The following is an 18,054-nucleotide window of genomic DNA, read 5'->3' as shown; positions in this document are numbered from 1 at the left end:
CGAAATGCCTGACCCTGTAACGCAATCCGTGCCCGTTGTCGTCGTCGGAGCGGGACCGACCGGTGTCACTGCCGCGACGTTGCTCGCCGACCACGGCGTGCCGACGCTGGTTCTGGACCGCTGGGAATCGGTCTATCCCCAGCCCCGCGCGGTGCACCTCGATGACGAGATTCATCGCATTCTTGCCCGCCTCGGCGTGGCCGAAGAGTTCGCCACGATTTCCCGCCCAGCGCTCGGCTTACGGTTGCTCGACCAGAACCACCACACGCTGGCACAGTTCGACCGCGACCCCGCCCGCAGCCGGCATGGCTTCCCGCAAGCCAACATGTTCGACCAACCCGAACTGGAACAGCTGCTGCGTGCCAACCTGGCCACGCGACCAAATGTGCAGCTGCGCGGCAACTCCGAGGTCACCGGCATCACCCAACACGAACCGGGCCGCGTCCGGGTGACCTACTCCGACCGCGCCACCGGGACGGAGCACGTCGTCGAAACCAGCTACGTGCTGGGCTGCGACGGAGCCAACAGCATCGTGCGAGCCTCCATCGGTGCGGCCATGGACGACCTGCGGTTCGAGCAGCGCTGGCTGGTGGCCGACGTCGTCACCGAAGCCGAACTCGAGCAGTGGGATGGCGTGCACCAGGTCTGCGATCCCGTTCGGGCTGCGACGTACATGCGGATCGGCCCCAACCGCTACCGGTGGGAGTTTCGACTGCTGCCGCCGGAAACAGCCGCCGACTTCAGCACGATCGAGACCCTTCGGCCCTTGATCGCACCGTGGATCGGCGATGTCGCCGACGACGACCTCGACCTGGTGCGGGTCACCGAGTACACGTTTCGCGCACAGATCGCCGACAGATGGCGGGACCGCAACGTGTTCCTCCTCGGCGACGCCGCCCACCTCACGCCGCCCTTCATCGGGCAGGGCATGGGCGCGGGCCTGCGTGACGCGATGAACCTGGCGTGGAAAGTCGCCGGTGTGATCGACGGCGAACTACCCGAAGCACTGCTGACGACCTACGAGCAGGAGCGGAAACCCCACGCGCGCAGCATGATCGGCCTGGCATTGGCCATGGGGTGGGCAATGACGGCCGGTGGTCATGCGGGAAACTTGGTGCGGCGCACCGTCACACCCCGGCTCCGGTTGATACCCGGCCTGCGCGACAAGCTCACCCACGGCACGACCCCCCGGCTGCACGAGTCTGCGTTGGTCATCAAGAGCCGGAGACCCCGCCACCTTGCCGGCACCTTGTGCCCCAACCCGGTACTGGCCGACGGCCGGCGCCTGGACACGGTGTTGGGCAACGGCTTTGCACTCGTCACCACGACGCGTCCCCTGGCGTTCCAGCTCGCCGCGCTCGATGAGCACGGCATCGTCGTTCATGTCGCCGAGCCCGGGGGCGAACTGGAGCGGTGGCTGCGCCACGGACATGCGACCGCTGCCGTAGTCCGGCCAGATCGGACGGTCATGTGCGCGGGCCGCGACGTGTCGAAACTCTGTGCCGCGATACCAGGTTTCACGTCATTCGCTCAGGCTCGCAACGCCCAGCCACCCATCCAGACCACCAGTTAGGCGATCGTCATGTCGTCCTTCCTCTACCAACTGGGCCACCTGCTGGTGCGCCGGCGCCGCTGGGTCATCGTGGCCTGGCTGCTCGCGCTCGCCGTCGCGGGCGGCCTGGCCGGCTTCAACAAGGGCACCGACGACACCTTCTCGGTGCCCGGCACCCAATCTCAGGACGCCCTGGACTACCTCGGGCGCGTGTTCCCCGAAACCAGCGGCTCCTCGGCCCAGCTGGTCATCGTCGCCCCGGCCGGCCAGGACGTCACTGCGCTGAGCGCCGCACCGACCGCGACTGCCGTCGACCAGCTCACCAAGCTGCACCAGGTCGCCTCGGTCATCAACCCGTTCGATCCCGCCCCGAAGACCGACACCCCGCCCGGCAGCCCACAACCCCGGATTCAGGCACCCATCTCGACCGACCATCGCGCCGCGATCCTCACCGCCCAACTGACGGTCGCACTCGCCGACGTCACGCCCGAGACCCGCGATCAGATCACCCATATCGGACAAGACCTGGCCACCGCGATCGGCCACGGCGTGAGCGTGCACGTCGGTGGGCCCGCCTTCAGCAATCCGGTCCCCAAACTCAGCCCCACCGAAGGGATCGGCCTACTCATCGCGCTGCTGGTGCTGCTGGTGGTGTTCGGGTCCCTGATCGCCGCCGGTATGCCGCTACTGACCGCGATCCTCGGTGTCGCGATCTCGGTGGCGCTGATTTACGCCGCCACCGCCGTCACTCCCGTGTCGTCGACCGCGCCGATGCTGGCGGTGATGCTGGGGCTGGCCGTCGGCATCGACTACGCACTGTTCCTGTTGTCGCGGCACCGCGACCAACTCACCGAAGGTCTCGACGTCGCGGAGTCGGTGGCCCGCGCCACCGCCACGGCCGGATCGGCCGTGATGTTCGCGGGTCTGACGGTAATCATCGCGCTGCTGGGCCTGTTCGTCGGCGGTATCCCGTTCCTGACCACGATGGGTCTGGCGGCCGCTTCCGCCGTGGCGATCGCCGTCGCGATCGCGGTCACTCTGATCCCCGCGCTGATGGCTCTCGCCGGCGAACGTCTGCGGCCCAAAACCAAACCGACGCAGGCAAAAACGGCCACCAAGACGCGACCCCGCCGTATCGAATGGAGCCGACTGTGGGTGCAGTTGGCCACCCGCAAGCCGTTGGTGACGGTCGTCGTCATCGTCGCCGGCCTGGCCGTGTGCGCGCTACCGGCGACTGAGCTGCGACTTGCTCTGCCCGACAACGGTTCCGAAGAACACGGCAGCCCCGCCCGCGACACGTACGATGTCATCGACGAATATTTCGGCCCCGGCTACAACGGCCCGCTCATCGTCACGGCCGACATCATCGCCAGCACCGACCCGATCGGTGTGGTCAACAGGATCGCCGAAGACATCGCGCACCTGCCCGGGGTGGCCAGTGTCCCGCTCGCCACCCCAAACCCCAAGGCGGACACCGGCATCATCCAAGTCGTACCCACCACAGCCCCGGACTCGGCGCAAACCGAGACCCTCGTGAACACGCTGCGCGCCCAGCGTGAGCATTTCAAGCAGGCCTATGGCATCGACACCGCCGTCACTGGCATCACCGCCGTCGGTGTCGACGTGTCGGCCCAACTGGGCGCCGCGCTGGTGCCGTTCGGCGTGCTGGTCGTCGGGCTGTCACTGGTCCTGCTCGCGATGGTGTTCCGCTCGGTCTGGGTGCCCGTCAAAGCCACCGCCGGATATCTGCTGTCAGTGGGTGCCGCCTTCGGGGCGACCTCCTTCGTCTTCCAACAGGGCCACTTGGCGAGCGCGCTCGGGGTGGACCGGGTCGGCAGTGTGGTCAGCTTCCTGCCGATCATCCTCATGGGTGTGCTGTTCGGCCTGGCCATGGACTACGAGGTGTTCCTGGTCTCGCGGATACGGGAAAGCTATGTGCACGAAGGCGATCCGCAGCAGGCGATCCAATCCGGATTCGTCTCCGCCTCGCGCGTCGTGACCGCCGCCGCTGTCATCATGTTCGCCGTGTTCGCCGCGTTCGTCCCCGAGGGCAGCGCCGTCATCAAACCGATCGCCTTCAGCCTCGCCGTCGGCGTCTTCGTCGATGCGTTCCTGGTCCGCATGACCCTGGTCCCGGCGGTGCTCGCACTGCTCGGCCGGCGCGCGTGGCACCTGCCCGGCGCCATCGACCGCCGCCTGCCCATCTTCGACGCCGAAGGCGACGGCCTCATGCACGAACTGCGGCTGGCGGACTGGCCCGAACCCGGTTGCGACGATGCCATCGATGCCGCCGGTCTGACGCGCACCGACGACCGCGGTTGCACCGTCTACGCCGACATCGATCTGGCCGTGCCGCGTGGTTCCGTCCTCGTGCTACACGGCCCCGGTCCGGCCGGAAAGACCGCGCTGCTGTACACCCTGGCGGGCCGTGTCGGCCGCATCGCCGGTGACCTCAAAGTACTGGGACACGTTCTGCCGCAACATATGCGGACGGTCCGCCGACAGGTCGCCGTGGTCACCTGCCACGACACCGCCGCGCCGGAAGCCGCGCTCGACGAGGCGCTCGCGAACGACGTCGAGCTGATTCTCATCGACGACGCCGACGTCGTCATCCGCACCACCTCGCGGGACCGGCTGCGCGAAGTCCTCGCTGACCGCCACAGCACATCCGGACGCCCTGTCACCTTCGTGGTGACCTGCCAGGACCTCGCCCGCATCGCCGACCTGTTGCCCGATGACACCGACGGCGTCCACACCGTGGACCTCAACCCTGCAACCGCCGGAGCGACAAAATGATCGCCTCTCTCACCAGCCTCACCCGCGACTCCGTAGCGCACGGAAAGCTCCTGTGGCGCACTTGGTTCGGTCTGCTGTTGCTACCGGTGCTCGTGATGGGCCTGTTCCTGTGGGCGTTCTGGGCGCCCGAATCCAACCACGGCGCCGCCAAGGCCGCCGTGGTCAACAACGACAAGCCCGTGACCGTCGATGGCCAGACCATCCCGCTGGGGCGGCAATTGGCCAGCAACCTCACCACGTCGAAGGCTGCCTTCACCTGGATCCTGACGGACGCCGCAGATGCTCGCGACGGTCTGGCACGCGGCGACTACGGCGCCGTCGTCACCATCCCGGAAGACTTCTCCGCCAAGGCGACATCATCGGCGAGCAGCAATCCGCTCGATGCGGGTCAAGCCGAAGTCCGGGTGCAGGCGTCCAATGCCACCGGTGTCGCGGACCCGCTGGTCACCAGCCAAATCGCCCAGGTGGTGCTGCGAACCCTCAATCAGCAGATCGTCCAGACCTACCTGGACCGGGTGTACATGTCCTTCGGCACCATCCACGACCAGCTCGACGCCGCAGCGGACGGCGCATCCCAATTGGCCGACGGGGCAGACAAACTGACGGCGGGCGCAGCACAGCTGTCGGCCGGAACCAGTGAGCTTTCTTCGGGACTCGATGCGGCCCAAGCCCAGGTAAACCAGGTACGGACGGCAGCTTCCGGCTTGCAGGATCAACTTCAGCTACCACCGCCTCCCCCACCGCCGGCAGCGATCACCGGCCGCGTCGACGCACTCACCGGGCAGATCGGCACCGCCATCAATGGCGTCCATCAACTCGATTCCGGTGCGCATCAGTTGGAGGGCGGTTTGCGGCAACTGTCCGGTGGCGCACACGAATTGGCGACCCAACTCGCGCAGGGCCGCGATCAGGTACCCCCCTACGACAAGGCACAGCGGGAACGCATGAGCAATGTCGCGGCCACGCCCGCCGTTGCGGTAACCGACGGCACCGATCTGGGCGCTGCCGTCGCCGCAGTAGCGGTAACCCTGGCGCTGTGGGCCGGCGCGCTCAGCATGTTCATCAGCGCCCCGCCGCTGCCGAACGCCGTTCTCACATCGCGGCAGTCCACGCGACGGATCGTGGCGAACGCGATCGCGCCAGGTGTCGCGATCGCGGTGGTGTCCGCGATCCTGTTGAGCCTCACACTCATACCGGTGCTCCATCTATCTGCGGGCAGGTGGTTCGGATTGCTCGGGGTGGCGATAATGACGGCATTGGCGTTCACGGCTCTCAACCAGGCCGCCACCGCCGCGTTCGGTCTGGCGGGCCGGTTCGTCTGCATCGCCGTGCTGGTTCTCGCGGTCGTCACCAGCCTGACCTCCACGATTCCCCCGACACTCCACAGCATCGGCGACGTACTGCCCACGCACGCAGCGATTCTCGCGCTGCGGGGAGTGATCATCGGGTCGAACACCACCATCGGCGGGGCGCTCGAACTCGCCGTCTGGATGATCGGCGCCGCGGTCGCAACCCTGTTTGTGACCGAGCGACGTCGCTCGCTCAACGGCCGACAGTTGCGCCTCGGCTACCACCCGTCGCCCGCGGTATGACAATGCCAATCTGCCGGTATCGCCCGGAGGAGAGAACAGTTCCTTCAGCGCGAGCAACAGCCACCAATCGTCCACTGCCGACGTCCTGAGAGGAACATCGATGCGACGCCCACCCGCCGGCCTGCCGATCTACGCGCCGGACATCTACGCTGTCGACGCCATCACCAACCCCTATCCCCACTACCAGAGGATGCGTGACCTCGGTCCGGTGGTATGGCTGGCGAAGCAGCGGGCATATGCGTTGCCGCGCTACACCGAGTGCAAATCGGTACTGCGCGACGACAAGACCTTTCTGTCGGGTCAGGGCGTGGCGCTCAACCCGATCACCAACCGGATGTCGCACGGCACCACACTCAACAGCGACGGCGTCGAGCACGAACAACGCCGCAAGCGCGTCGCGCACCGCATGCTGCCGCGCGCTCTGCGCGCCATCAGCGACACCGTCGACGACACGGCTCGCAGGGTCGTCGAGACAGCGCTCGGCAAGGGAGATGTCGACGGTGTCAACGACCTCGCGGCTGCGCTACCGCTGGCGGTCGTACCCGACCTCATCGGTTGGCCGCGTGATCAACGCGATCACCTGATTGCCTGGGCCGGAGCGACATTCGATGTACTCGGCCCGCTCAACTGGCAGGCGATCAAAGCGGTGCCCAACACCCTGCTCATGCTGCGCTTCGCCCGGCGCGTGGTTCGGGAGCGCAACGTCATCGAGGGCAGCATGGCGGATGAGCTACTCGCCGCGGCGGACGAAGGCCAACTGGCGCACGACGAATGCCCGCCGTTGCTCGTCGACTACATCGCCCCGTCGATCGATACCACCATGAGCGCGATCTCCAACGCGTTGTACCTCTTCGCCAGGCACCCCGACCAGTGGCGACTACTCAAGGATGAGCCCGGCCTCATGGCGAACGCCGTCAATGAGATCGTCCGCTACGAGCCACCGCTACGCGCCTTTGCGCGGTGCACGGCGCAGCAGACCGAAATCGCCGGATGGCCAATCCCCTCGGGCGCACGAGTCCTGGTGATCTATGCCTCCGCCAACCGCGACGAACGAGAGTGGGAGAACCCCGCGGTCTTCGACATCCGACGTGACGCCGGCCGCCACGTCGGTTTCGGGCAGGGAGCGCACGCCTGCGCCGGACAGGCCCTGGCCCGCTTGGAGACAACGGCGATGTTGCGGGCGCTGATCGAGCGCGTGGACCGGATAGAACTGACCGGCACGCCCAAATGGGCGATCAACAACATCATCCGCCGCCACGAACGGTTGCCGCTCAAGCTGATTGCCGCCTAGTCCCGGAGACCGAACAGCTCACCCCGCCCTCCTGATCCGCCACTGCCCATCCTGTTTCTCCACCAGCCCGCTGATCTCCAGCAGCGCCAACGGTCCGAGCACACGTTCGGGCGGCAGGGCCGCACCGACCGAGATCTGCTCGAGGCTGCGGAAACCCCGCGCCGGCAGCGCCTCGTACACCTGAAGCTGGTCCGGGGTCAGGCCATCCAGCGGTGTCTCCGGATGGTCGGGTTCGCCGGCGAGTTCGCCTATCCGCCCGATCAATTCGACGACCTGCTCCGCCCGGTCGACCAGAACGGCGTCGTTGCGAATGAGAACGTGGCATCCTGCCGAAGCGGCCGACGTCACCGGGCCGGGCACCGCACACACCTTGCGCCCCATCGCGGTCGCCCACGCCGCGGTGTTGGCCGCCCCGCTGCGCAAACCCGCCTCCACCACCACGGTGGCGCCGGATAGCGCCGCCGCCAAGCGGTTTCGGGTCAAGAACCGGTACCTGGTCGGCCGCTCCCCCGGCGGATACTCACTGAGCAGCAGCCCCGAGGTGGCCACCCGGTGCAGCAGCGCCGAATGCCCGGACGGGTACGGCACGTCGACACCCCCGGCGAGCACCGCCATGGTGACGCCGTCCGACGCCAGCGCGGCGCGGTGCGCTGCGCCGTCGATGCCATAGGCGCCCCCAGAAACCACCGCGGCGTCACGTTCGACGAGGCCCGCCGTGATCTCGGCAGCGACATGCTCGCCATACGACGTGCAGGCCCTGGTGCCGACGATCGCGGCGGCGCGTTCGGCGATGTCATCGAGGCGGGCCGGGCCGAGCGCCCACAACACCATGGGCGGATAACCCGATGGCCGCGCCCGCACCTCCTTATTCCCGAACGCGACGAACGACAGGTATGGCCACTCGTCATCGTCGGGAGTGATCAGCCGCCCACCCCGGCGATCGAGAATCTCCAAATCCCGGGCCGCACAATCGACCTCACGGCGGGCCGCGACACTGCCGGTGAGTTCCTTGTCCTCCTGACCACGGCGAATCATGTCCGCCGTCTCGACCGGGCCGCGATCGGCCACCAATGCCGTCAGCCGCGGGCACGGCGGTTCCACCACGCGCGACAGATACGCCCACGCTCGTCGTTCCAGATCGTCGTCACTCATCGGAGCTCTCCCTCTCGGAAACCCAAAGCCGTGCTGACGTCTTCGAGATTGGGTGAATCGCGGCCCGCCAGATCAGCCAGAGACCACGCGACACGCAAGGTGCGGTCAACGCCCCGGATACTCAACCGCCCGGAATCCAACGATTCTCGTAGCGGTTTCATCGCGTCCCGGCTCAGCCGGAATCTGCGGCGCAGCACGGGCCCAGGCACCTCGGCGTTGGTGCGGACGCCGACTTCCTGCCATCGCTCGGCGGCGGCCGCGCGGGCGGCGGCGACCCGGGCACGGACAGCACCGGTGGATTCGGCGGCATGGTCACCGAACGCCCCGGCGAGTACCGGATGCATGTCGACGCGCAGATCGACTCGGTCCATCAACGGCCCGGACAGCTTGCCCAGATATCGGCGCCGGTCGGCCGACGGGCATACGCAATCCCGCGGGTTCGGCGGCGCGCACGGGCAGGGATTGGCCGCGAGCACCAACTGAAACCGTGCCGGATAGCACGCCACGCCGTCACGACGGGCCAACCGAATCTTGCCTTCCTCCAACGGGGTTCGCAAGGCTTCGAGCACGCTGGTCCCGATCTCCGCGCACTCATCGAGGAACAAGACGCCACGATGCGACCGGCTGATGGCACCGGGGCGCGCCATCCCGGAGCCGCCGCCGACCAACGCCGAGACACTGGACGTGTGATGCGGCGCGACGAACGGCGGGCGGGTGATCAGCGGCGTATCACCGGTGAGCAGCCCCACCACCGAATGGATGGCGGTGACCTCCAGGGCCTCCTCCTCGGTCAGGTCCGGCAGCAGCCCCGGCAGCCGTTGGGCCAGCATCGTCTTGCCGATTCCTGGCGGCCCCGTGAGCATCAGGTGGTGCGCGCCCGCGGCGGCGATCTCCACTGCCCACCGCGCTTGCGTCTGCCCCACCACATCGGCGAGGTCGACGCCGTCGTCAGCGGCCGGCGCCGTCGTGTCGACCCGGCCGTCCAGCGCCGCCTTCCCGTTGAGCCACGCCTGCATCTGCCCGAGCGTGCGAACGCCCGACACCTCGATGCCGTCGACCAGGCTGGCCTCGGCCAGGTTCTCGGCGGGCACCACCACCGACGGCCAGCCCTCACGCTTGGCGGCCATGACGGCGGGCAGCACACCCTTGACCGGGCGCACCCGCCCGTCGAGCGCCAGTTCGCCCAGCAGGACGGTCTTCTCCAGCCGCTCCCAGTGTGTCTTCAGATGCGCCGACAGCACCGATGCGGCGATCGCCAGGTCGTACATCGACCCGCCTTTCGGCAGCGTGGCCGGCGACAGCCCGAGAGTGAGCCGCGACATCGGCCAGCTGTTGCCGCAGTTGGTGATCGCCGCCCGGACCCGGTCCCGCGACTCCTGCAGCGCCGCGTCGGGTAGGCCGACCAGATGCACCCCCGGCAGCCCCGAGGTGATGTCCGCTTCGATCTCCACCATGACGCCGTCGAGGCCGCGGATGGCCACCGAGTAGGCCCGTCCCAGCGCCATCAGCCGATACCTTTCAGATGCACCAGCTCCGGCTCCCGGCCGCCGAGACGTACACCGACCACGTCGATCCGCACATCGGGCCAGTGGGCGTTCTGCTCGGCCAGCCAAACACTGGCCAGCCGACGCAGGCGACGGGCCTTCTCGGGCGTCACCGCTTCCTCGATACCGCCGAACTCGGTCGTGGTGCGGGTCTTCACCTCGACGAAAACCACCGCACTGTGGTCCCTTTCGGTGGCGATGACGTCGAGCTCACCCCACCGGCAACGCCAGTTCCGGGCCAGGACCGTCATTCCGAGCGAGATCAGGTGATCGACCGCGAGTTGTTCACCGAGTGCTCCGATCTCGGCGCGGGTCATGCGTGGTGGTGTGTTCATGCCGTCACGGTGGCCGGAGCCACCGACAGATCACGGGACGAAGACCCCCGGATCCGGCGCCCGGAAGACAGTTATGCACAGTGCGCGATTCATCCACAGGACGGCCCGCGTGCTGACCGCCGGCGGCTTCAGCGCTGCGAAGCGGTGGGGTCCCACAGCCCGTGCGCCGAGGAATCTTCGACTTGCGTCTCGTAGATGGTCACCTTCATTTCGATGACGTCGAGGCAGTGCTGAAGGCTGGCGAGTTGCGCACGGACGTGGGCTTCATGTCGCCGTAGGAGCTCCAGGCGCTGGACTTCGTTACCTGGCCCTTGGCGTACCAGGGCGGCGAATTCGGCGAGCTGGGCAAGCGGCATTCCGGATTCGCGTAGTCGGACGCAGATCTCCAGCCAATCAATATCGGTTTGCGTGTAGCGGCGGCGGCCGGAGCTTGTTCGCGTGAGGTCACTGACGAGTAGGTTCTCGCGTTCATAGAACCTGAGGGTGTGGACACTCAGGCCGGTGCGTTCTGCCACTTGCCCGATCGTAAAAGTCTGTGTCATAAGAATATTCATCCCCAGAGGTTGACCTAGAGCGCACTCTAGATTCTAGCGTGGCGGCATGACTGCAACCACCACACAGCAACCGATCCTGTCTGGGTTTGGACATGAATCGACCAGCCAGGACGTCATGGCCGGCGTGGACCTCGCCGGCGCCGTCGCTGTCGTCTGGGGTTCCCCTGAAAAAGTGGACACGGTTAGCTTGATTGCTGATTGATCCGTGCGGTGATCTCGAAGTCGATAGGTGAGATCATTCCCAGTGAACTATGCCGCCTGTCATGGTTGTAGTAGCGAAGGTAATTGTCAAGTCCCGCAGCAAGATTCGCATACGTTGTGAAGGCATGCCGCTTGTAGTACTCGTGCTTGACCGTCGACCACAGTGATTCGGACCCGGCGTTGTCCCAACATATGCCGGTGGCCCCCATAGAGCGGCGCAGGCCGTGATCGGAGCAGACTGTGGCCAAGTCGTGACTGGTGTATTGACTGCCCCGGTCCGAGTGCAAGATGGTGCCGGCCACCGACCCGCCGCGGGTGAACACCGCCGCGTCCACCGCCTGCTCGACGAGCTCAGTGCGCATGTGGTCAGCCACCGACCAGCCCAGCACCCGTCGCGAGTGCTCGTCGCGGATCGCGCACAGGTAGGCATCGCCTTCACCGCAGGTCAGATAGGTGATGTCGGAGGTCCATACCGCATCGAGGCGGCCTTGATCGAAGACCCGGCCCACCCGGTCGGGTGGGAAAGACGCCGCCGGGTCGACGACTGTGGTTTTGACCTTGAAGGTGCGCGGGCTGATGCCTTCGATGCCCATCTCGGCCATGATCGCCGCGACGGTGTTGACCGACACCGAGACCCCAGCGGCGTGCAGGTCGGCGGTGATCCGTGGTGAACCGTAAGTGCGTCGGGATTCTTGCCAGTGGGCCAGGATCTTGACCTCGAGATCGCGGCGCCACTGCTGCCGCGGCGTGGGTTCGGTGCGTCGCTGCCGTGCTTCCCAGGCGTAATAGCCCGAGCGTGAGACGTCGAGGAGCTCGGTCAGTGTGGCGATGTCGTGGTCGGCGCACTCCGCGGCGATGAGCTCAAACCGACTCACCGATGTTGCTGTGCCGCAAAGTACGCCGATACTTTTTTCAAGAAGGCGATATCTCGGTCCTTCTCGGCCAGTTCCGCACGCAGCCGCACCAATTCGGCGCGTTCACGGGCCGTCAGATCGCCTTCTGGCGGCCCATGGCGGGCATCGCTGGCCACCCCGTCGCGGACCCTCTCCTGACGCACCCACTTGCCCAGCAGACTCTCGTGCAGGTTCAGTTCGCGGGCCACCTCCGAGACCGGCCGGCCCCTGTCAATCACCCGACGAGCAGCCTCCACCTTGAACTCCGGTGTGAACGACCGACGCGTCCGCGACATATCGACATCCTTCCAGCAGGACACCGTCCCGCTATCTCAGGTGTCCACTGAAACTGGGGAACCTCCGTCACGGGCGGCTATTCAGGCCTGGGGTTGGAAACCACCACCCATCTGGTCCGGGCAGGAGCGCACGTCATTGTGCCGGCCCGTCGCGTGAACACCGCCGCTCGCGCCGTCGACCATCTCGGCGACGCCGTGACGGTGATCGACGCTGACCTTGCCGACCTCGATTCGGTGTCCAGGTGCGCGCAGCACATCCGCGATACATGGACTCAGATCGACCTGTTCATCGGTGCTGCCGGCATCATGGCCACTCCCCTGCGGCGGGTTGGTCAAGGCTGGGAGAGCCAGTTCGCCGTCAATCACCTCGGCCACTTCTCGTTGGTCGCGGAACTGTGGCCCGCGTTGGCGCGCGGAAGGGCCCGTGTGATTGCGTATTCGTCCGCCGGCCACCATATTTCGGATATCCGGTGGGATGATCCACATTTCACCACCGGCTATGACAAGTGGCAGGCCTACGGTCAGGCGAAAACGGCCAACATCCTGTTCGCATTGCACCTGGATTCACTCGCGGTGGGTACGGGCGTACGCGCGTTTTCTCTGCATCCGGGTTCCATCCTCACTCCATTGCAACGCCATCTCGAGTCGGCCGAAATGGTCGACCGCGGCTGGATCGACGAGCAGGGCAACGTCGCAGACCAAACGTTCAAGACCGTGTCCCAGGGCGCCGCAACCGGTCTTTGGGCGGCGACCAGCCCACAGCTGGCAGACCGGGGTGGTCTGTACCTCGAGGATTGCGACGTCGCAGGCCCGGCCGGCGCGGACGGTACCGGGCTGAAGTCCTACGCGATGGACCGCGACAAGGCAGCCGAACTGTGGGACCTCAGCGTGGCGCTGACGGGCCGTGACCTGAACTGACATCTGCCCTCGGCCGTCGTTGCGCAACCAGGCGACCATCGAGAGCGGTCCGAAAAGACTGATTACTGCCGAGGAACAATCAATTGCTGCCATCGCCCCATCTGCTGAAATACCGCCGGGCCCTGACCCGTTGAACCGAGCATCAAAGCTTCGGATACAAGGAGTTGGGGAAAATGAAGAAGCTCGGAATCGCCGCACTGGTGGCGAACGGACTGGCAGCAGCCGTCCTGGGTTTGGCCGCGCCGGCATCGGCGGACTACTCCCACCACGACTGGGTCAACGACATCCACCCGCGCGCCGAGGCGCCGCAGGTAGACAACAGCGTGCACCAGAGCCGCTGAGCGTCAGCAGGATTCGGGGCCCCTCACCGAGGGGCCCCGAATTTTTTTGCCCGCCGACCGTCAGTTCGGCGGGCACCGAAACACTTGCGGGGTACCGATGGACATATGGACACCGTCGACATCGACCGCTTTCCCGAGTTCGCGCAATTCGCCGCAGCCGTACAGCGGCGCAACCCCGAGACAGGCACCTGGTGTGAGGCCTGGACCGTGCGCGACATCGTCATCCATCAGACCGGCAACGCCGAAGAGCTCGCCCGGGTACTGGAGCGACACCTGGCCGGCGACCCCGTCGCGACCCGCGGTTTCGGGGAGCGCGAACGGCCGTACCGGGCGCTCAACGATGCCGACCTGTGGACGGCGTTCAACGACCGCATGACGCACCTCGGACGGGTCGCGGCTGCCGCGGAAGAGCTACCCGAGGACACCGATGTCGCGTGGACCGGCCGCACGATGAAGGTGCCCTGGTTCGCCGAGCACATGCGCGAGGAACTGGCACTGCACAGCTGGGACGTCACCGGAGACGACGCGCCCGCTCGCGCCCGGCTGGCGCAACCGTGGATGACCGACCACAGCGTCCACGCGGTAGGTGTGCCGTTGCTGCGGCGTGGCCGAGACATCCTGGCGCTGCACGGCAATGAGCGGGTGGAAGCACGAATCCGCGTGGCTGACGAGGACGATGTCGTGGTCACCGTCGACGCCGAGAACACGGCCATCACTCTGGCCCCGCCCGACGGAGCGGCGACCATCGAGACCGACGCGGCAACCCGCGTGCTGCTCCTGTGGGGACGCCGCCCGGCCGATCCCGGCCGGATCCGCAGCGCGGCAGGCCCACTCGAACTGGGCCGGTTGCGCACGCTGCTCAGCGGCTACTGAGCTACAGCAGCGCCGGCACCGCCGCGTCGATGAGGTACGGCCCCGGTGTGGCATAGCCCACGCGGAGCAGGTCGGCCAACTCCGCCGTGGTCGTCGCCTTGGCCGACGGCACGCCCATGGCCGCCGCCAGCGCCGCGAAATCCGTCGTCGGGCCCGAGAGGTCAAGCATCGCCGCGGCTTTCGGACCACTGGCCTCGGCCCCGACGCGCTGCAGCTCCATGCGCAGGATCGCGTAAGCGGCGTTGTTGAGGAGCACCGTCACCACATCGAGCTGCTCGTGCGCCATGGTCCACAACGCCGAAATCGTGTACATCGCACTGCCATCGGCCTGCAGACACAGCACCGGACGGTCCGGACACGCCACGGCGGCACCGACCGCACTCGGCAGGCCGAAGCCGATGGCCCCGCCGGTCAGAGTCAGCAGGTCGTGCCGCGGCGCGCTCATCGTCGCCTGCGGCAGCAGGAATCCGCTGGTGTTGGACTCGTCCACGATGATCGCGTCATCGGGCAGCGTCGCAGCCACCACCTCGACCCAGTTCTGCGTCGTCAGCGCCGAGTCCGACGGCAGCTCCGCCACTTTCAGCTCGGTCAGCACCGGCTCCGTACCCGGCGCCACCGCATCGGCCAGCTCTTCCAGACGTGCGACGACGTCGCCGCCCACGGTGTGGATCTGGCAGCCGCTGGGCACGAGATCACTCGCCTTGCCGGGGTACGCGAAGAACGACACCGGGGAGCGGGCGCCGGCCAGCACGAGGTGCTCGGTACCGGTCAGCTGGAACTGGGCAGCTTCGGCGAGATACGCCAGGCGTTCGAAGTTGGGCCGGCCGGCACCCCGTTCGAGCCGGGCCGGGAAGGTCTCGATCAACACCTTGGTCCCGGTGGCCGCGGCGATCCGGCTTGCGGCGCGAAGGCCGCGCTCCCGGCACGCGGCACTACCCAGCAACAGGACGGTGCCGGGGCCGAAGACCTCGGCACCGGCGTCGAGCAGCTGGTGCTCATCGGGGTCGACGCCCGCCTGGTAGTCGAACGTGGCAGGACCGACAGCCGGCTCCCCCACCGCGGGCTCGGCGCCCTCGGTCCACGAGACATCGGCCGGCAGGATCAGCGTGGCCACCTGTCCCTGCTGCGCGGCCTCGATCGCGGCCACCGCGTCGGTGGCGACGTCGGCCAGTTTCTCGCACCGCCGCACCCACCCCGATACCGTGCCGGCCATCGCATCGATATCGGATTCCAGTGGTGCGTCGTACTTCTTGTGGCCGAGCGCATGGTCGCCGACGACATTGACCACCGGCGAATAGGCCCGCCGTGCGTTGTGCAGGTTCGCGATGCCGTTGCCCAATCCCGGGCCCAGATGCAGGAGGGTGGCCGCCGGCTTCTCGGCCATGCGGGCATACCCATCCGCGGCTCCGGTGACCACGCCCTCGAAAAGGCAGAGCACACCACGCATCTCGGGCACCGAATCCAATGCCGCGACGAAGTGCATCTCGCTGGTTCCGGGGTTACCGAAGCAGACGTCGACGCCGGCGTCGACCAGCGTGCGGATCAGTGCCTGTGCGCCGTTCATCGTTCTCCTTCGCCGGGTTCCGTCGACAGCCTGCCGACGACGGTACTACCGGTCCGCGATCAGACCTTCCTGCACCAATGTCGCGACCCGGGTGCCGTCCGCGTCGACCAGACTCCCGGTGATCACACCGCGGCCTCGACCCGCGGCCGGCGATCTCGATTCCAGCAGATTCCAGCGGTCGGCCCGGATCGGGTGGTGGAACCAGATCGAGAAATCGGTGGTGCCGCTGCGGTGGGTGCGGGCCTGCATGGAATGACCGTGGACCTGCAGCGCCGGGTCGATCCCGTAGAGGTCGGTGATGTAGCAGGCAATCATCATGTGCGGCAACTGTTCCGGTGGCATCGGGACCGTGGCCCGCCACCACATGCGCCGGACGAACTCGCCCGACGACTGGTCGTCGACGATCCGGATGTCGATCTCGTCCAGCGGCACCGCGGGTGCCGGCCCCGGCGGCCCGGTCAACGGCAGCAGCTCGGGATCTTCTGGCAGTGAACATGATTCACCGTGTTGGGGGCCGGCCAGGTCCACCGAGAAGGACACCGTCGCGACGGTCAGCAGCCGTCCGGCCTGACAGGCCTCGACCCGCCGCGCCGCCGCCGTTCGTCCGTCGTACACCCGGACCACCGTGTAGTCCGTGGTCGCGCCGGCCTCGCCCCCACGCAGGTACTGCAGGTGCATGGCCGTCGGGCGCATCTCCGGATTCACGGTCTGACATGCGGCGGACAGACTCTGCGCCATCAGCAGGCCGCCGAAGGCCCGTTTGCCGTCCGGTCCGCCGGCCTTGCCCACCCAGGCGTCGTCTCCATCTCCGGGCGAAACCCACAACAGACCGGGCAGCACCGTCATGCCACGGTCCCCGCCGCTTCGAGCCGGGCGACGTCGTCGGCGGTGAGCCCGAGCCGCTCGGTCAGCACGGCGGTGGTGTCGTCGCCGAGCGCCGGCGCCGGCCGCGCGGGCGGATACTCACCATCGATCCGCAGCGGCAGGCCCGGCGCCAGGTGGCGGCCAATGCGCGGCTGGTCGAGTTCGGTGAACAGCGGGTTGTCCGTCACCTTGGGGCTCGCGGCCACCTCGCTGAAGCCGCGGTAGCGCTCCCACAGGATCGACGTCGCACCCAACGCCGCCGTGATCTGCTCGGCGGTGTGCCCGCAGAACCAGACGGTGAACAGACCGGTGAGCGCGTCGCGGTGCAGGTAACGATGCCCCTCGTCGGTGAAGTCGGCGCCGAGCGATTCCGACAGCGCCGCAACGGCTTTCGTGGTGCCGGTGACCTCAACCAGATCCCGGAAATGGCGTCCGGTCAGCGCGACGATCATGAACGCGGCGCCGTCGGCACTGACGAACTGCTGCCCGTACTGTCCGAAGATCGAGTTGCCGATGCGTTCACGGCCGACCCCATTGACCATCACTTCGGTCAGGAAGCTGAGATTCCCGGCGGTCGCCAGGGCCACGTTCTCCAGTGGGATGCTGACTTGCTGGCCCTGGCCGCTGCTGTCGCGGTGCCGCAGCGCCGCCGTCACCGCCAGCGCCAGATAGAGGCCGCACGACACGTCCCAGGCTGCCAGCACGTGGTTCACCGGGGTATGCAGCTCGGGCGGACCGGTGACGAGCGGAAAGCCCAGCCCGGCGTTGACGGTGTAGTCCACGGCCGTGCCGCCGTCGGCCCGGCCGGACACCTCGGCGTGGATCAGGTCGGGCCGCAGCGCGGAGAGGGTCTCGTACGAATGCCATTGCCGGCCTGCCACATTGGTGATGAAGACACCGGCGTCGACGATGAGCCGGGTGACCAGGTCCTGACCTTCCGGTGAGCGCATGTCCACCGCGACGGATCGCTTGCCCTTGTTGAGGCCCGCCCAGTAGATGCTCTCGCCGCCATCGGTCACCGGCCAGCGGTGGTAGTCGGCGGCGCCGCCGATCGGATCGATCCGGATGACCTCGGCGCCGAGTTGCGTCAGCGTCATCCCCGCCAGGGGCACCGCGACGAAACTGGAGATTTCGACGATGCGCACGCCCGCCAGTGGACGCGCGGACTCTGGCACGGTCATCTGGACACCATAAAGGCCACCCGCAGCACAACCGGGCGCCCCCGGCCGCGGCGCGTCCCGCCGGACGGGAGGTGGTGGCGACCGCGTGACATCCGCACCGTAATTTG

General features: G+C 67.4%; 16 protein-coding genes and 1 pseudogene. 8 read left to right on the top strand and 9 right to left on the bottom strand.

Annotated elements, in window-relative coordinates; genetic code table 11:
• Positions 1-4 precede the first annotated feature (4 nt).
• The 4 genes from mhpA to ACZ5IQ_RS12060 all read left to right on the top strand — a co-directional run bounded on the left by mhpA (position 5) and on the right by ACZ5IQ_RS12060 (position 7,231).
• The gene (gene mhpA, locus ACZ5IQ_RS12075; protein ID WP_212811856.1) at positions 5-1,573 is read left to right on the top strand and encodes a bifunctional 3-(3-hydroxy-phenyl)propionate/3-hydroxycinnamic acid hydroxylase MhpA; all 1,569 of its coding nucleotides are present in this window, start codon (positions 5-7) and stop codon (positions 1,571-1,573) included.
• A gap of 9 nt (positions 1,574-1,582) precedes the next feature.
• Positions 1,583-4,348, top strand: a complete 2,766-nt coding sequence (locus tag ACZ5IQ_RS12070) for an MMPL family transporter (RefSeq protein ID WP_212811857.1) — start codon at positions 1,583-1,585, stop codon at positions 4,346-4,348.
• The gene (locus tag ACZ5IQ_RS12065; RefSeq protein ID WP_212811858.1) at positions 4,345-5,940 is read left to right on the top strand and encodes a YhgE/Pip family protein; all 1,596 of its coding nucleotides are present in this window, start codon (positions 4,345-4,347) and stop codon (positions 5,938-5,940) included. The genes ACZ5IQ_RS12070 and ACZ5IQ_RS12065 overlap by 4 nt, the downstream gene beginning before the upstream one ends.
• 100 nt (positions 5,941-6,040) lie before the next feature.
• Positions 6,041-7,231, top strand: a complete 1,191-nt coding sequence (locus tag ACZ5IQ_RS12060) for a cytochrome P450 (RefSeq protein WP_212811859.1) — start codon at positions 6,041-6,043, stop codon at positions 7,229-7,231.
• An 18-nt stretch (positions 7,232-7,249) separates the two neighbouring features.
• Here ACZ5IQ_RS12060 and dprA read toward each other — a convergent pair whose 3' ends face one another.
• The 4 genes from dprA to ACZ5IQ_RS12040 form a co-directional block, all read right to left on the bottom strand.
• Positions 7,250-8,383, bottom strand: coding sequence for a DNA-processing protein DprA (dprA, locus tag ACZ5IQ_RS12055; protein ID WP_212811860.1), 1,134 nt, complete (start codon positions 8,381-8,383; stop codon positions 7,250-7,252).
• On the bottom strand, positions 8,380-9,888 hold the full coding sequence (locus ACZ5IQ_RS12050; RefSeq protein WP_212811861.1) for a YifB family Mg chelatase-like AAA ATPase: 1,509 nt from the start codon (positions 9,886-9,888) through the stop codon (positions 8,380-8,382). Before ACZ5IQ_RS12050 ends, dprA begins: the two co-directional genes overlap by 4 nt.
• Complete coding sequence (locus ACZ5IQ_RS12045) at positions 9,888-10,244, bottom strand: YraN family protein (RefSeq protein WP_064859396.1); 357 nt, start codon at positions 10,242-10,244, stop codon at positions 9,888-9,890. Before ACZ5IQ_RS12045 ends, ACZ5IQ_RS12050 begins: the two co-directional genes overlap by 1 nt.
• Positions 10,245-10,390: 146 nt before the next feature.
• Entirely contained in the window at positions 10,391-10,777 is a 387-nt protein-coding gene (locus ACZ5IQ_RS12040; protein ID WP_371824539.1) for a MerR family transcriptional regulator, read from the bottom strand.
• A gap of 85 nt (positions 10,778-10,862) precedes the next feature.
• On the opposite strand from ACZ5IQ_RS12040, the gene ACZ5IQ_RS12035 reads away from it, so the two are divergent.
• Complete coding sequence (locus ACZ5IQ_RS12035) at positions 10,863-11,018, top strand: hypothetical protein (RefSeq protein WP_464481306.1); 156 nt, start codon at positions 10,863-10,865, stop codon at positions 11,016-11,018.
• Here the strand turns inward: ACZ5IQ_RS12035 and ACZ5IQ_RS12030 are convergent.
• Both ACZ5IQ_RS12030 and ACZ5IQ_RS12025 read right to left on the bottom strand, forming a co-directional pair.
• Positions 10,999-11,892, bottom strand: a complete 894-nt coding sequence (locus ACZ5IQ_RS12030; RefSeq protein WP_260932168.1) for an IS3 family transposase — start codon at positions 11,890-11,892, stop codon at positions 10,999-11,001. The two genes, ACZ5IQ_RS12035 and ACZ5IQ_RS12030, sit on opposite strands and share 20 nt — an antisense overlap.
• Positions 11,889-12,206: a transposase gene (locus tag ACZ5IQ_RS12025; protein ID WP_260932170.1), complete on the bottom strand. Its 318-nt coding sequence runs from the start codon at positions 12,204-12,206 to the stop codon at positions 11,889-11,891. The genes ACZ5IQ_RS12030 and ACZ5IQ_RS12025 overlap by 4 nt, the downstream gene beginning before the upstream one ends.
• Positions 12,207-12,284: 78 nt before the next feature.
• On the opposite strand from ACZ5IQ_RS12025, the pseudogene ACZ5IQ_RS12020 reads away from it, so the two are divergent.
• The 3 genes and pseudogenes from ACZ5IQ_RS12020 to ACZ5IQ_RS12010 form a co-directional block, all read left to right on the top strand.
• Positions 12,285-13,124, top strand: a pseudogene (locus tag ACZ5IQ_RS12020) (SDR family NAD(P)-dependent oxidoreductase); the annotation flags it as partial.
• A 173-nt stretch (positions 13,125-13,297) separates the two neighbouring features.
• Complete coding sequence (locus ACZ5IQ_RS12015) at positions 13,298-13,465, top strand: hypothetical protein (RefSeq protein ID WP_165605545.1); 168 nt, start codon at positions 13,298-13,300, stop codon at positions 13,463-13,465.
• Between the two features lie 105 nt (positions 13,466-13,570).
• Positions 13,571-14,338: a maleylpyruvate isomerase N-terminal domain-containing protein gene (locus ACZ5IQ_RS12010; protein WP_212811863.1), complete on the top strand. Its 768-nt coding sequence runs from the start codon at positions 13,571-13,573 to the stop codon at positions 14,336-14,338.
• A 1-nt stretch (position 14,339) separates the two neighbouring features.
• Here the strand turns inward: ACZ5IQ_RS12010 and ACZ5IQ_RS12005 are convergent, their stop codons facing one another.
• Genes ACZ5IQ_RS12005 through ACZ5IQ_RS11995 form a run of 3 tightly spaced genes read right to left on the bottom strand, consistent with a single transcriptional unit; the run spans position 14,340 to position 17,947 of the window.
• Positions 14,340-15,902: an acetolactate synthase large subunit gene (locus tag ACZ5IQ_RS12005; RefSeq protein ID WP_212811864.1), complete on the bottom strand. Its 1,563-nt coding sequence runs from the start codon at positions 15,900-15,902 to the stop codon at positions 14,340-14,342.
• Positions 15,903-15,947: 45 nt separating this feature from the next.
• The gene (locus tag ACZ5IQ_RS12000; protein ID WP_212811865.1) at positions 15,948-16,748 is read right to left on the bottom strand and encodes an acyl-CoA thioesterase; all 801 of its coding nucleotides are present in this window, start codon (positions 16,746-16,748) and stop codon (positions 15,948-15,950) included.
• Positions 16,745-17,947: a CoA transferase gene (locus ACZ5IQ_RS11995; RefSeq protein ID WP_212811866.1), complete on the bottom strand. Its 1,203-nt coding sequence runs from the start codon at positions 17,945-17,947 to the stop codon at positions 16,745-16,747. Before ACZ5IQ_RS11995 ends, ACZ5IQ_RS12000 begins: the two co-directional genes overlap by 4 nt.
• Positions 17,948-18,054: the final 107 nt, after the last annotated feature.

The organism is Mycobacterium toneyamaense, from assembly GCF_055384815.1.
This window is presented reverse-complemented; position numbering and strand designations above follow the sequence as displayed.

Excerpts from the sequence above, each read along its gene's own strand:
- mhpA (WP_212811856.1), top strand. The coding sequence starts at position 5 with ATGCCTGACCCTGTAACGCAATCCGTGCCCGTTGTCGTCGTCGGAGCG.
- ACZ5IQ_RS12070 (WP_212811857.1), top strand. The coding sequence starts at position 1,583 with ATGTCGTCCTTCCTCTACCAACTGGGCCACCTGCTGGTGCGCCGGCGC.
- ACZ5IQ_RS12065 (WP_212811858.1), top strand. The coding sequence starts at position 4,345 with ATGATCGCCTCTCTCACCAGCCTCACCCGCGACTCCGTAGCGCACGGA.
- ACZ5IQ_RS12060 (WP_212811859.1), top strand. The coding sequence starts at position 6,041 with ATGCGACGCCCACCCGCCGGCCTGCCGATCTACGCGCCGGACATCTAC.
- dprA (WP_212811860.1), bottom strand. The coding sequence starts at position 8,383 with ATGAGTGACGACGATCTGGAACGACGAGCGTGGGCGTATCTGTCGCGC.
- ACZ5IQ_RS12050 (WP_212811861.1), bottom strand. The coding sequence starts at position 9,888 with ATGGCGCTGGGACGGGCCTACTCGGTGGCCATCCGCGGCCTCGACGGC.
- ACZ5IQ_RS12045 (WP_064859396.1), bottom strand. The coding sequence starts at position 10,244 with ATGACCCGCGCCGAGATCGGAGCACTCGGTGAACAACTCGCGGTCGAT.
- ACZ5IQ_RS12035 (WP_464481306.1), top strand. The coding sequence starts at position 10,863 with ATGACTGCAACCACCACACAGCAACCGATCCTGTCTGGGTTTGGACAT.
- ACZ5IQ_RS12025 (WP_260932170.1), bottom strand. The coding sequence starts at position 12,206 with ATGTCGCGGACGCGTCGGTCGTTCACACCGGAGTTCAAGGTGGAGGCT.
- ACZ5IQ_RS12015 (WP_165605545.1), top strand. The coding sequence starts at position 13,298 with ATGAAGAAGCTCGGAATCGCCGCACTGGTGGCGAACGGACTGGCAGCA.
- ACZ5IQ_RS12010 (WP_212811863.1), top strand. The coding sequence starts at position 13,571 with ATGGACACCGTCGACATCGACCGCTTTCCCGAGTTCGCGCAATTCGCC.
- ACZ5IQ_RS12005 (WP_212811864.1), bottom strand. The coding sequence starts at position 15,902 with ATGAACGGCGCACAGGCACTGATCCGCACGCTGGTCGACGCCGGCGTC.
- ACZ5IQ_RS12000 (WP_212811865.1), bottom strand. The coding sequence starts at position 16,748 with ATGACGGTGCTGCCCGGTCTGTTGTGGGTTTCGCCCGGAGATGGAGAC.
- ACZ5IQ_RS11995 (WP_212811866.1), bottom strand. The coding sequence starts at position 17,947 with ATGACCGTGCCAGAGTCCGCGCGTCCACTGGCGGGCGTGCGCATCGTC.